11 protein-coding genes and 1 pseudogene are annotated in these 12,920 nt (G+C 67.3%); 8 read left to right on the top strand and 4 right to left on the bottom strand.

Annotated features, from left to right (window positions below; translation table 11 throughout):
• Positions 1–41 precede the first annotated feature (41 nt).
• Positions 42–968 carry a NucA/NucB deoxyribonuclease domain-containing protein gene (locus J8N05_RS18780; protein WP_210884238.1) on the bottom strand — a complete coding sequence of 309 codons (927 nt, stop codon included), beginning with the start codon at positions 966–968 and terminating at the stop codon, positions 42–44.
• A gap of 1,002 nt (positions 969–1,970) precedes the next feature.
• Between J8N05_RS18780 and J8N05_RS18775 the strand changes: the two genes are divergently transcribed.
• The 4 genes from J8N05_RS18775 to J8N05_RS18760 all read left to right on the top strand — a co-directional run bounded on the left by J8N05_RS18775 (position 1,971) and on the right by J8N05_RS18760 (position 5,107).
• Positions 1,971–3,086, top strand: a complete 1,116-nt coding sequence (locus J8N05_RS18775) for a hypothetical protein (RefSeq protein ID WP_247706326.1) — start codon at positions 1,971–1,973, stop codon at positions 3,084–3,086.
• A 278-nt stretch (positions 3,087–3,364) separates the two neighbouring features.
• On the top strand, positions 3,365–3,751 hold the full coding sequence (locus J8N05_RS47340) for a DNA-binding protein (protein WP_247706325.1): 387 nt from the start codon (positions 3,365–3,367) through the stop codon (positions 3,749–3,751).
• Positions 3,752–3,915: 164 nt separating this feature from the next.
• Positions 3,916–4,242 carry a hypothetical protein gene (locus tag J8N05_RS18765; protein ID WP_210884236.1) on the top strand — a complete coding sequence of 109 codons (327 nt, stop codon included), beginning with the start codon at positions 3,916–3,918 and terminating at the stop codon, positions 4,240–4,242.
• Between the two features lie 538 nt (positions 4,243–4,780).
• Positions 4,781–5,107, top strand: coding sequence for a nucleoside triphosphate pyrophosphohydrolase (locus tag J8N05_RS18760; protein ID WP_247706324.1), 327 nt, complete (start codon positions 4,781–4,783; stop codon positions 5,105–5,107).
• An 84-nt stretch (positions 5,108–5,191) separates the two neighbouring features.
• Here the strand turns inward: J8N05_RS18760 and J8N05_RS18755 are convergent, their stop codons facing one another.
• Together J8N05_RS18755 and J8N05_RS18750 are read right to left on the bottom strand one after the other, a co-directional pair.
• The gene (locus tag J8N05_RS18755) at positions 5,192–6,526 is read right to left on the bottom strand and encodes a methyltransferase domain-containing protein (RefSeq protein ID WP_210884233.1); all 1,335 of its coding nucleotides are present in this window, start codon (positions 6,524–6,526) and stop codon (positions 5,192–5,194) included.
• Between the two features lie 15 nt (positions 6,527–6,541).
• Entirely contained in the window at positions 6,542–7,546 is a 1,005-nt protein-coding gene (locus tag J8N05_RS18750) for a LysR family transcriptional regulator (RefSeq protein WP_210884232.1), read from the bottom strand.
• A 274-nt stretch (positions 7,547–7,820) separates the two neighbouring features.
• Between J8N05_RS18750 and J8N05_RS18745 the strand changes: the two genes are divergently transcribed.
• The gene (locus J8N05_RS18745; RefSeq protein ID WP_210884230.1) at positions 7,821–8,120 is read left to right on the top strand and encodes a hypothetical protein; all 300 of its coding nucleotides are present in this window, start codon (positions 7,821–7,823) and stop codon (positions 8,118–8,120) included.
• Positions 8,012–8,949, top strand: a pseudogene (locus J8N05_RS18740) (IS5 family transposase). The gene J8N05_RS18745 and the pseudogene J8N05_RS18740 overlap by 109 nt, the downstream one beginning before the upstream one ends.
• A gap of 10 nt (positions 8,950–8,959) precedes the next feature.
• Here J8N05_RS18740 and J8N05_RS18735 read toward each other — a convergent pair.
• The gene (locus J8N05_RS18735; protein ID WP_282108154.1) at positions 8,960–9,394 is read right to left on the bottom strand and encodes a DUF6283 family protein; all 435 of its coding nucleotides are present in this window, start codon (positions 9,392–9,394) and stop codon (positions 8,960–8,962) included.
• A 371-nt stretch (positions 9,395–9,765) separates the two neighbouring features.
• Here J8N05_RS18735 and J8N05_RS18730 point away from each other — a divergent pair, with 371 nt between their 5' ends.
• Positions 9,766–12,042: an nSTAND3 domain-containing NTPase gene (locus J8N05_RS18730; RefSeq protein ID WP_282108153.1), complete on the top strand. Its 2,277-nt coding sequence runs from the start codon at positions 9,766–9,768 to the stop codon at positions 12,040–12,042.
• A gap of 119 nt (positions 12,043–12,161) precedes the next feature.
• Entirely contained in the window at positions 12,162–12,857 is a 696-nt protein-coding gene (locus tag J8N05_RS18725) for a class I SAM-dependent methyltransferase (RefSeq protein WP_210884217.1), read from the top strand.
• Positions 12,858–12,920 lie beyond the last annotated feature (63 nt).

Raw genomic sequence — 12,920 nt, 5'->3', positions numbered from 1 at the left:
CCACGGCATCCGCAGCGGGCGCACGACGTCAACCTGCTCTCCTAGAACAGTACGCCCAGATAGAAGGGGTCATTGTTGATGATTCGCTGATTCTGGATCAGGTTGCTGTAGGCCGTGCCGGCCAGCTGGTTGACTCCCAGGGGGACGTGCCCGCGGACGCACGGTTCCGTGAGCGTGACAGGCCTGGCGGGATCCGCCTCATAGATGTTCCACACGCCATCCTCAAGAAGCGGGACGATCTCGGCGCACAAGCCTCCGTCGGTTCCTCCCTGCCACGTTGAGGCGAAGGGGAACTCGTCACAGGAATCATCCGGGACGACATCGGCGGGCTTCCTTACGAAGGGGATCGAGCTCTGGGTACCGCAGGTCTTCAGCCGTCGCGTCTCCCCGTCCAAGGCTCGGGTCATAGGCTGCCCTGAATACCGGCCCCACTTGCCAGGAAGACTGTATTGCGCCCAGTCATAGGTGGCGGCCGCTGCGCCGTAGGTGGCAATCGGCAGTTCCAGCTTAGGAGACACGCTGGGCAGTGCACAGCCCGTGCTCGTATTGCCCGACTCCGTCAGCGCGGAGTCGCATCGGATGGGACGAGGATTGGACCAGTTCACCGCAGGCACGGGAACAGGTGCGGTGCCGGTCTGGAACATAGTCATGCGATAGCTGACCGTGGCCGCGTCAGCCACACCGACCGCTGGAACGTTGGAGTAGGACACCCTCCCCGTGGCCACGGCCAGCTCCGTCAACACCCTGTTCCCCTCCCAAGGGTTCTTGTTCGTCGCCGTGCACTGCGAGGTGCACGATGCTTCGATGGCGACACTCAGGCTCGTCAGCTGACCGGTGAAGTCAACGGCCTCGACCACGAGATCGTCATCCCATGCACCTGAGCGCGGGTTGAGCGTGGCACTGGAACTCACGTAGAGGATCGCCGTACCGAGGACCTCCTGCTGTGAACCTCGCAGTGTGAACGTCACCTTCACCTCGCGAAGGCAGGCGCTCAGACGCTCAAAGTGCCAGTAGCCGGAATCCGCGATCCCGCAAACCTGAGCTGCGGCGGCCGAACCCGCACGGCTTGCAGAAGCTGTGCGAGCAGACGGTGCGGGGGCCGGTGCTAGCGAAGTGCACACACGTGTAGCGCCGGAACGCCGCTCCGCGGATCCTGGAGCGGTTGGCGCGCAGGTCTCCTTCGCGGAGGAAGCCTGCACCGTGTTCGACGGCGTGACGGCACGCAGCTCGGGCCGATATTGCACCGTCCCAAGCAATCGGCCGTGCGTGCGCTCAGGCTCCGAAGTCTGCGTGCTTGCCAGCGCCTGATTGGGGAGCAAGATGAAGGCGAGGGTTATTGCCGCCAGCGCAGCTCCCAGTCTTCGCCAACTCACTATGAAGTCCTTCCCTGTTGCGGTTTGAGGGTATGGCTAGCACCACGCCGGAACCATGGAGACTTCATGGTCAACAGCCTGGTAGCTGAACCGTACTGGCGCATGGCCTGAGGGAGCGGAACGAAATCGGCCAACATCATTTCGGTAAGCCGAGTGTGGACATCCATGCGGAGGGCCGAGGGAAATCTGGCGCGTTTTCATCCCGGTCCGGTTCTGCGTAGGCCCGGCAATGGGCGGGTGCGCGAATGCCCCTGATACTCTCTCCACTGGTTCCATGGTTTTAGCGAGAGCTCATGCCGGTCATTCGTCACCGTCCACGACCGGTCTGCTCTGCCCGTGACAGGCCCGGCGGTCTGGCGATGTTCCTCCTCGCAGAAGTCCGGCGCTTTGCCGGATGAGAAGCCGTATGCCTCAACTGAGCCTGGCGCGGGCGGTGCCAGCCGTCGGCTACACCCGGGACGGAACATCCCGGGTCGTGACGATGACATGGCAGGCGTGTCCGCCAGGAGGAGGACTCGCCGAGCGAGATGAGCATCTCCATCAGACGGTCCCCGGGCTGACGGTGACGCGCCCCCGGCACCCCGCTAGGGTCCCGCCATGATCAGTGAGGCTGCACTGCGCGGGTACATCTTGGAAGAGGTCCTGGCCTGGATGCTGCGCTCCAGCGGATACGAGGTGCTCACCGCCCAGGACGACGGTGAGAAGCCGCCGTGGAAGACGCTGGAGGAGCGCAACCACGGCCTGGTGGTACGCGGCCGCGGAGCCTGGCACCAGGCAGACACACTGGGGCAGTTCCGCTACGTACCGCCGTTCTCCCTCCCTGTCCGCCTCTTCGTAGAAGCGAAGTTCACCCGGAACAAGGTGCGCCTGGCCACCGTCCGCAACGGCCACGGTGTCGTGCACGACGTCAACGAGAACGTCATGACCACCCTCACGACGCACGCCGGCCCGCGCCGGCCCCGAACCCGGTACCGGTACAGCTACGCCATCTTCTCCACCTCCGGATTCAGCCAGGACGCCCAGGAGTTCGCCCTCGCCCACCAGATCTCGCTCGTCGACCTGTCCATGCCCGACTTCCGAAAACTGCGCACCCTGGTACGTGCCGCAGCAAAAGACATCCACACGGCCATGGGCGAGATACCGGCAGCCGGCCTTCCGACCGTCCACGAGATCCGCAACTACCTGCGAGGACCCCTGCTGAACCTCTGGGAACAGCCGGTCGTTACGGAACCCTCGCTGACCACCCCACTCGACGTCCTGGCGGACAGCCTGAGCAGCCGGTCCACTCTGGGCCTCCTCCTGGCCTTTCCCGCCGCGCCATTCGTGCTCGGACTTGCCACCGACGACCTGTACGGCTTCGTCAATTACGCACGCCAGCACCCCACCCACTCCGTCCGGCTGCGCCGACTCAGGCAGACAGGACCGCACCCGGTCTGGCAGATCCAGCCCCTGGATGCCCCGGCCGCCTACGCGCTGACCTTCGGCCTCCCCGAACAAGTCGAGACATGGATCCTCGATCAGGAAACGAGTACGTCATCCCGCACGCGCTGGGTGAAGGAGAGCATGCTCTCCGCCATGACCCTGTACTGGATGGACGGCGACCACGCCCACACCTTCCAACTGCGCTACGCGGCAGCGGAAATCATCGAGCAACGCGCGGACGACCCCGCACCCTGGCACCACACCTTCCCGCCACAGCCTCCGATCGGCTGAACACCGCCACGCCACCGGATGCGCGGCCTTCTCGGCTGCCTGGCCGGGAGCCGCAGCGCAAGCGGCCGGGCCGCAGCTTTGGCATGGGCCGGTCCACCAAGACGAAGGTGTAGTGCCGGTCCCAGATCAGATATCGGATTACAGTTGAGAGGCAGGTGGGGGGATGCTGTTGACGACGGGGCAGGCCGCGGACGAGCTCGGCTGCGCCGTGACGACCTTCCGCCGCCTCGTCCGTGCCGAGGTCCTGCCTGGCCTGGGCCGGCGAGGGGTTCCGTGTAATGGTGCCGCTGGAAGCCGTCCAGGAACTCCGTGCCCGTCAGACCGCCTCCCTGGACCATCTGCCGGTGTCCGAACTCGCGGTGCTGCGCGTCGATGTGGCCCGGCCAGTCCAGGAACCCGACCGCCTATGGATCGGCTTTGCCGCCTCCCTGCCGCCCGCGGACCTGCTCAGGGCGCTGCGTGGCTGGTGGCGCTGCGACGCGGCGAGCGTTGCAGCGGCCGGCGTCCTGCCCGTGACGCTGTCCGGCTACGTGGTGGCGGTGCTGACGGGCCTTCAGGAGTGGGAGAGGAACGACCAGGGCCGGTACGCCTTCCCGCGGGCGCGGCTGACCGGGTACGTCACCGACCTGGTCACCCCCCCTCACGCAGGTGACGGCCGAGAGTGAAGCCGACCGGAAGCTGGCCGACCTGCTGCTGGGCACCCGGCTTACTTCTCACTCGGGTGGAGCGATCGCCTACGTGCCCACCCGCACCACCAACTGAACCGCCGGTCTCTAGGGACCGTGATGGGCGCACAGAACACACCGCCGCTCTTGCCGACCTGCGCGGCGTGCGGGACGAGATCAAGAAGACCCGGGCGATCCTGGCCCGGCTGGAGGCGCAGCGGGACAAGCAGGCCGGGCTCCTGGCCGGTCACGACAAGGCGAAGGCGGAACGGATCGCCCCGGCGGCCGGGCTGAGTCTGGCCGAGGTCGTCGCCCTGGCCCCCGCAGGCCTCGCTGCCGCGCAGGAGAAACCGCCGGCCGTGAACGCGCCCCCGCCTGCTGGCCTTGACCGGTCCGGCGGTGGCATCGGCCTTCTCGGCCGTTTGCCCTCTCTGCAGGGAGAGGGCAAACGGCTCTTTTCCTGCGACGCGCTGCGTCGGTCTGTGCCGTGAACTCGTAGCCGAGGAGGTCACGGCCGCCAGTGAAGAGGGCTCGGCGGATTCAAGGTGGCTGTCGGTCCGCATGCTGGTGAGGGTTTCTCCTGTTGTGGAGTCCCAGGCGGAGATCGTGTTGTCGGATGAGCTGGCGAGGTACTTGCTGTCGGGGCGGCTACTGCTCTGGCCCTGGTGCCGCGGAATCTGTGAACGACGGCTTCTGTGGCGATGTCCCTGACTCGGAGGTCGGCGGGAGGATCGACGATGGCCAACTGACTGTGATGAGGCCTTCGCTGCGAGGGGTGCCGTTCTGGGCGTCGCGGCGCTGCCCACCACCCCGTCGCAGCAGAGGGTTGCCTCTCCCGGCGGGCGGGCCCGCCCGCCTGCTTCCGCCGCGGGGCCGGCGGTGACGAACGGCCGCGGGGGCAAGGGGCCCTCCGAACGGGTGGGATTGGCGGTTCGCATGGCGAGTTGTGAGGCGGCTTCTCTAGGCTGCGGCGGCATGAAGGGGCGGCGTCCGGCGACCGCCTCACGAAGACAGCGCGGGAGAGCACGGGTGGAGCCCTACAGCAGGCACGGCAAGTTGGTGCGGGACCGGATTCCTCAGATCATCCGGGAAGAGGGGGCAGAGCCGGTCATCTACACAGCTGGCCGGGAGGAATACCGCAGTCGGCTGAGGGACAAGCTCGGCGAGGAGGTCGCCGAGTTCCTTGAGGCGGACAAGGACTCGGCGCCGGAGGAACTCGCGGACGTGCTGGAGGTCGTGCGCGCGCTCGCCGCGGACCTGGGGGTCGATGCGGATCAGATGGAGAAGATCCGTGAGACCAAGGCGAGTGAGCGGGGCGGCTTCGCCGACCGGATCGTTTGGACGGGCAACCGCTGACCGCAAGCCGTCCTCAGCGAAGAGTGGGCACAGGGCTTCGTGCACAACTGTGTATGCGGCTGGGGACGTTGGTTGGTACGCGATTCACGTCCGGGGCTTGGCCAGGACGGCATGGCAGACCCCGGGCAGCGGCAGCCCGGGGACGGCGGCGGGGGTGAGGCCGGCCCGGCGGGCGAGGGCGGTGATCTCTCCTGGGTCGATGCCGCGCTGGAAGGTCCCTTTGCTCTGGCTGGACCAGAAGCCGTCGTGGTGGGCCGTCCAGCCGCCGTCCGCGGCAGCCTTGGTGATCTCCTCCGGTGAGCGGGTGACGACCACGACATGGCCGCCGGGGCGGGCGAAGGACGCCGCGTCTTTGAGTGCCTGGATCCGCTGCCAGGGGTCGGGCAGCACGTTGAGGACGAACATCGAGGTGACCAGGTCGAAGCCGGTCCGCTCGGGGCGGGGCCAGCCGAAGTCGTCGTGCGGGTCGAAGCCTTCGGCATCCAGGCCCGCCGAGCGGTAGTGGGCGATGTCGGCGCCGCGGCCACAGCCGTGGTCCAGGACGCTTCTGACGCCGAGGGGGCCGGTCAGGTGCTCGGTTACGGCTCGGGAGGCCGGGGAGGGGGCCTGGCGGCTCATTGCCGTCCTGTGGGGCTTGTACTCCCTCTGGGCCGGGGCTGCGGAGTTGTGCCCGGTGAGCTCGCTCAGCGCGAAGAGCACGTCGTCCGGCTCGCCCGCCTGGCCGGTGACGGGCAGGTCGATCAGGAGCGCGGAGTGGTCGGTGAACGCTCTGGGGCCGGTCCGCACGGTCGCGTCCGGGGTGATGGTGGTTGTCGCGGTCAGATGGTCGCTGAGCAGGGCGAGGTCGCAGCGGAAGCGGCTGGGCTTGCCGGAGAAGACCCGCTCGAAAGTGAAGGCGGGCGCTGTCTCGGCGGTGGTGTCGACCAGACCCGCTCCCTGCATCAGCTGTTGCAGCGACTTGCGTTCGGCGTCGGTGGTGAAGGTGCTGATTTCCTCGCCGAACAGGCCGTCCTCGGGGCGGGGGGCGAGGTTGAAGTCCCCGCAGATCAGCAGAGGGCGACCGTCCTGGGCGGCGGCCATGGCAGCGAGTTCGGCCAGCTGGGCGACCCGGGCGGTGCCGGCATAGGCGTCGAGATGCACCTGGAGGACGGCCAGCCACTCCAGCTCGATCCGCTGGACCCACGTCCTGGGTGAGGATACGGCCGCAGGGGCGAGGTCTTCGCTGGTCCAGGCGGCCAGGTGTCCGTCGCCGCCGGCGAAGGTGAAGCCGCCGAGCGCGGGCGGTGTCCGGTCGGCGGGCTTGAATGGCTCCTGGGCGAGCAGGGCCGTCACACCGTGCTCGCGGAGCCAGGCGGCGAGGTTAGCGCGGGCGCCGGCGGCGCCGAGACGCTTGTTGAGGTTGACCGAGGCCAGCAGCACGAGGGGTCCTTAAGGTCACAGGGGCAGGGGCCTACCGGAGGCGGCCTCGTCACGGAAGGCGTCCCAAAGGACGTTGAGCGGGTGGGAGGCGTCATAGGTTTCGCGTTCGCCCTTGCGGGCGAAGACACCGGAAATCAGCTGGAGCATGGGGTCGAAGTCGTCGGCGAAGTCGATGAGCCGGAAGTCTTCGCTGGTGGGCAGGCGCCCGTCGACGGCAGCCTCGCCGATGGAGCGGGCACACAGCATGCACCCATAGGTCATGCGGGATCGCAGCAGGGCAAGTCCGTAATAGATGTCGTCGATCTCGGCGGCGATCTGCAGCTGCGAACGGAAGTCCGGGCCGTACCAGCGCTCGACGAAGTCGGTTATCACCCCGTGGGAGGGGATGACCAGCGGCAGCGTCCGCAGCCGGTCGACGCCGACGGTCCTGGCGGCGAGCTCGCGCACCGTGAGGTTCGTCAGCAGGGCCAGGCCTTCGCGATGCCATTCGAGGAAGTCGTACTCGGGGGCGACTCGCTCGGCGGCGGCCTCGGCCGCAAGCCCGCCGCACAGCAGGTCGACCTGGTTGGAGTCCAGGCGTTTCCAGAAGTCGCGGGTCCGCACATGCACGACCTTCAGCTCGACCTCCCGCTCCAGCAGCTGCGGGGCTACCCTCTCCCACACCCGCCCCAGGAATCCGAGGGTGAACTCGGTCGTACCCACCGTCAGCGTCGAGCCGAGCCGGCGGCGGGAGTCGGCGATGCCCTGCAGCCAGTCGGCGAACGTCGCCCGGGCCCGCTCGACGACCTCCAGACCGGTCGGGGTGAACAGGAAGTCCCTGCCCCGTCCCTGCTTGACCACCAGCAACTCACCGGTGAGAGCCTGGAAGTTGCGATTGAGGATGTCGAGCTGCTTCTGCACGCTGGACTGCTCACGCCCGAGGACCTTCGCCGCGGCCAGCGCGGTCCCCGCCTCACGGACGACGATCAGCGTCCTCATCTGGTCCCAGGTCAGATCCAGCAAGTCCGGGGAACAGGCCATCAGGTCAGCGCGGAACCCTTCCGGGCCCGGCACCTTCAACGGTCCGGACGGCAACGACGGCACCATCACGCTCCTTCCCTGATGCGGCCGCAACCAGCTTGCACTGTTCGCACGGCCAGCAGAACTGAACTTCTCCGCATTTCACCCCGAGAAAACCTTAAAATGTCCTATCGGACATATAGATATCGCGGACTATCCCGGGGAACATTTCAGCATCTGCCTTCGATCCGAAAGGCGATGCCCACAGCGCTGCCTACATCTTCGGGAGTGAGTCATGCTCTCAACCGAGTCGATCACCTGGCTGATCAGTCAGGGTGCCATGGAATGGACCGGCCAACTCCGCGGTGACGGCCTGCTGCTGACGCTTGGCTCGCCGCTGCAGCCGCTTTCAGCACCGGGCACGCTGGTGGTCGACCTCGCCGACCAGTCCAGCATCGACGACCTCTACGGCGAGCCTGTCACCGAGTGGAAGACGCAAGGGGAGATCTCACGGACGGCGAGTGGGCAGTGCTTGAACCGCTGCTCCCCAGGAGTGACAACCGGTGCGGCCGGTGGCGGGATCACCGGCAGGTGATCAACGGAATCATTCATCGGCTCAGCACCGGCTGCCAGTGGCGCAAGCTGCCCAAGCATTTCGGCCCATGGCAGACCATCCATAAGCGCCATGCCCGGTGGTCGGCCGAAGGCACCTGGGACCGACTGCTCCAGCACGTCCAGGCCGTCGCCGACGCGGTGGGTGACATCGACTGGAACATCAACGTCGACTCCACCTCGATCCGGCCCACCAGCACGCCGCCGGCGCCTCGACCGATCCGCCACCAGCACCCCCGCATGCATCAAAAGGGGCCCTGTAAAGATTAGTTCACTTGCGTGCGCACATGCGCCGACGCCTGTTCCTGGATGAGGCGGAGCGGCCGGTGAGGCCCTCGGCCGCTCCCGCGGCGGGCTGACTCAAAAATCATCTGGCGGCAGACGGCAGATGCCGCCCGCTCTCCCTGGTCCTCACCCCCGGACAACGGGCGGACTGCACGCAGTTCGAAGCGGGCATGGACAAGATCCGCGTTCCGCGACTCGGCACGGGCCGACCACGGAGACTGCCGGACAGCGTCGGTGCCGACAAGGCGTACAGCAACAGCCTGATCCGTAGCGACCTGCGCCGACGCGGCATCCGGCACGTGCTCCCGGAGAAAAGCGACTCCAGAACTGCCCGTTGCCGCCGAGGTTCAGACGGCAGCCGACCGCCAGGCTTCGACAAGACCCGGTACAAAGCGAGGAACACCGTCGAGCGAGCGATCAACAAGATCAAGCAGTTCCGAGCCGTCGCCACCCGCTATGACAAACGCCGAGACATCTACCTCGGCACCGTCACTGCGGCCGCACTCCTCATCTGGCTCCGTTGTTGACCAAGAACTTCTACTGCACGAGGTCGTTGCGTGTCCGATTGATCTTGTTAATCAGGCGGCGGGCCCTCTCATCCGGCGTTTCGATGCCCGATTCCCCGTGAGCTCCTGCCTCGCTGCCCGACGAGAACAGCGGCACCGGCGACACGTACTCGACCACAGCCTTGTACGTGACGGTATCGATGCGGCCATCGAGCAACGCCAAGCGTAGGGCGAGCAGTTCCCTGCCCTCGTGGCACCCAGCCCACCCGCCACAGACGCGCCGGACAGCACTGTCTGCATCGGCCTGATGACACTGGAACAGCCCTGTGGGCTGATCAGGAGTGTCGGCGTCGTAACGCCGGAGCTTCGCATACTCCTCACTGGCCCAGATCCCCGCAGGCACATCACGCCGATAAGGACAGCTCTCGCAGGGACGCAGCGCAGGAGGCCGAAGTGACGAGGACATATAGGCAGTATGGCCGAGAGTCATGATCGGGGAGTCACTCTCTAGCCGTTCCCGCTTCAGACGCTCGCCCAAGGCGGCAGCAAGCCACCCACCGCCTGGGGCAAGCGTTCCGGGTCTCCACCGGTGACGACAACCTCATCTGATGGACGCCACACGCGGTCGGCCACCGTGCACACGGTGGCCTCGGCGGCGAGCCTCCAGGCGAGGCAGCCACGAAACAGCCCCGGCCGTCCCGGATGTGCTACCAGGAACCGCCTGACGATCATGGGATCGGAGCGGGTGGAGTCCGTCTGAGATGGTCAGAGTTGTGGTGGTGGTCGGCCGGTGGAGAATGGGGCCCGACGGCACCACTGCGATTGTGCGAAGGCGGTATGGATTCTTTCGACTTGGGACGCCTGACGGACCATGATTTCGAGGTCGTCTGCCGGGATCTTTTCGGTGAGATTCTCGGCATGCCGCTAGAGCTCTTCCCACGCGGCCGGGACCGGGGGATCGATCTGCGTCACACGGCGGCGGACGGAACCATGACGGTCGTCCAGTGCAAGCACTGGCCCAAGGCTGCGCAGGCGACGCTGACGAGGCGCCTGGTCAAGGAGGAGCTGCCCAAGGTCCTCGCGCTGAAGCCGGCCCGGTACCTCATCGCCACGAGCGTGGGCCTGACCGTCGACGGCAAGGACACGATTCGCGATGCGTTCGCTCCTTACGTGCGCACCACCGGCGACCTCTACGGTGTGGACGAGATCGTCGCCGAACTGCAGAGCAGACCCGAGCTGGTCCGGCGCCACTTCCGTCTCTGGCTGAGCGGCACCGCCGTACTGCAGACGGTGCTGAACCAGGAGAAGTACGTGCGCTCGTCCTGGTTGCGCAAGCGGATCCCGCGCGCGGCGGACACCTTCGTCCCGCACGAAGGCTTCGACCGGGCGAAGGCCATCCTGGACGAGCAGCGCGTCTGCGTCATCGCCGGGATCCCGGGGGTGGGCAAGACGACGGTGGCCCTGATGCTCGCTGCGTGGCTCATGGGCAACGGGTACGAGGTGCATGAGATCTCGCAGGATGCCGAGGAGATCGCGGCGCTGTGGCGCGAGGACACGCCCCAACTGTTCCTTTATGACGACTTCCTGGGCCAGACGACGCTGGAGTCCCAGCTCAACAAGAACGAGGACGCCCGCCTCATCGACATCATCCGGGAAATCCAGGAGGCTCCGGACAAGGCACTGGTGATGACGACCCGTGACTACATTCTGGAGCACGCTTTGCTGAAGCACGACAGGCTCGGCACCCCGGACGTCACACGGGCGACCAGCGTCGTCCACCTCACCGACCTGAGCCTCGGTGTCAGGGGCCAGATCCTCTACAACCACGTCCACCACGCGGAGCTGCCCGCCGAGCAGAAGAGGCCGTTCGCCGACCGGGCAGTGTGGCAGCCCATCGTCGAGCACCCCAACTTCAGCCCCCGACTGATCGAGGAGACGCTCCGGCTCGCCGCTCGGCAGGAGCAGGACGTCGCCGCCGCCGTACGGAAGAACCTTGACGATCCCCGCCGCATCTGGGAGCGGATCGTGGAGAACGATTTGACCGACGCCGCGGTGCATCTGCTCGAAGTTCTCTTCACCCTGCGCACGGCCACACTGGACACGCTGAGCGAATCCTGGTCCTGGTATCGCAAGGAGCGTGGGCTGGAGGCAGACGTCCGGGCCTTCCACCGGGCGCTGCAGGTGCTGGACGGCACGATGGTCGCCGTTGCGCAGCACACGGTGTCCTTCCACAATCCGTCGATCGCGGACTACCTCCGCTTCCATCTCGACGCCGGGCGGGCCCCGATGGCCGCGCTCCTGGGCGCGCTGGTCGACCCGGTGCAGATTCACAGCCTGATCGACGCGGCCGGAATAGCGGACGGGGCCGGCATTCTCGCCCAACTCAAGGCGGAAGCCGCACGGACCGAGTCCGCGGTGCTGGGGACGGCGGAATTCATTGAGTGGTCCCCTGAAGTCGCAGACGAGAGCGAGGCGTCCAACCTCCAGTGGATCCTGGAGACTGCCGAGCTGTTGGACTCCGCTCCGCTGGCGGCGCATGTCGTCAAGGAGAGGGGCCCGGACCACTGGCACGGCGAGCACGTCGAGCACCTCGTCAGTCTGGTGCATGCCATGACAGGCAGCCGGCTCATCGCCCATAAGGACGTGGCGCGCTTCGCCGGTGAAGTAGCGGACGCAATCCGGCTGGACCTGGCGGAGCAGGTCGAGGGCGGCAACTGGTACGGGGCCATCGGCCTCTATGAAAACCTGAAGGAGGTTCCCGGCGGCTCGCTGAGCGGCCCCCTGCTGGAGGCTCTCGTCGAGTGCGCGCTCGAGGCGCTTCACCTGGTCGCCGGTGAGGATGCATCCTTGTTCGACGCTCATCCGCTGGAGACGCTGCTGCAGTTTCTGTTCGACCAGGGCTATGAAGGTGGCGCGGACGACGAGTTCGCTGAGGACTTCGCCACCGTCCAGAAGTGGGTCGACCGGTTCGCCACGCTTCGCAAGGTGCCACGCTTCGCGCCCCGTCAGGAGACCGCCGCACCAGGCCCGTACAGCGACGAGGAGCGGGACCGCGAGGTCATCACCGAGCTCATGAAGGGGCTGAGAGACCCGGATATCACCCCCGGCGTATAAGAATCCCCCGCACGGGGCACAGGGGTCCCGGCCACTCGGCCGGGACCGCTTGTGCGCGTTCCGGGTGGGATTTCGCCGAATGCGCCCGCCTGCCGGCCGTGCCCGCCAGGGTGGGCCGGGTGACCGTCCCCACCCCAGACCTCTGGCACCACTACGGCCGCGCCCGCAACGCCACCGACCACGCCGTGCCCGACCGCTTTTTGTGGACCTGGGGCCAGGACAGCGGCCCCGGAATCGACCTCCTCGGCACGGTCACCGGCCGGTGCGTGGGCGACCTCGGCGCCGGGGCCGCCCGGCACGCCGCCCACTTGGCCGTCCACCACCGGCCCGCCCGTATCGACGCCGTCGACGCCTCGCCCGCCCAGCACGCCGCGGCCGGCACCCTGTACGGCCATCTCGCCCCGCGCCTGCGCCTGATCCACCGTGACGTGACCGAGCATCTGCACACCAGCGCGGGCATCTACGACGTGCTCTACAGCGTCTTCGGCGCCGCCGACTTCACCGACCCGTACGGCCTGCTGCCCGCAGTGGCACGCGCGCTGCGCCCCGGCGGGCGGCTGGTGTTCTCCACCCTCGCCCATCACCTCGGCGGCGCGCCCGCCCGCCTTGACGTGCAGCACACCGACATCGCCGCGAAGACACCGCACGGTGAGACCGCCACCCTGCGCCGCTGGGTGCTCCAGGAACACGTGTGGACGAAACTCCTCGATGAAGCCGGGTTCACCCGGATCCGCACCGAGGTGCTGTCCGGCCGGGCAGACCCGCGGGGCGCCGACACGCTCCTGGTGACGGCGTTCCGCACGGGTGGTTCATGACGGCTCCCTTGCCGCGGAGGACGTCTTGCGCAGGCGCAACTCCCTGCGCAACCCGGCTGGTTC

It is taken from the genome of Streptomyces liliiviolaceus (genome assembly GCF_018070025.1).
GTDB lineage: Bacteria > Actinomycetota > Actinomycetes > Streptomycetales > Streptomycetaceae > Streptomyces > Streptomyces liliiviolaceus.
The sequence above is the reverse complement of the archived record's forward strand: the minus strand, read 5'-3'. Positions and strand labels throughout refer to the sequence as shown.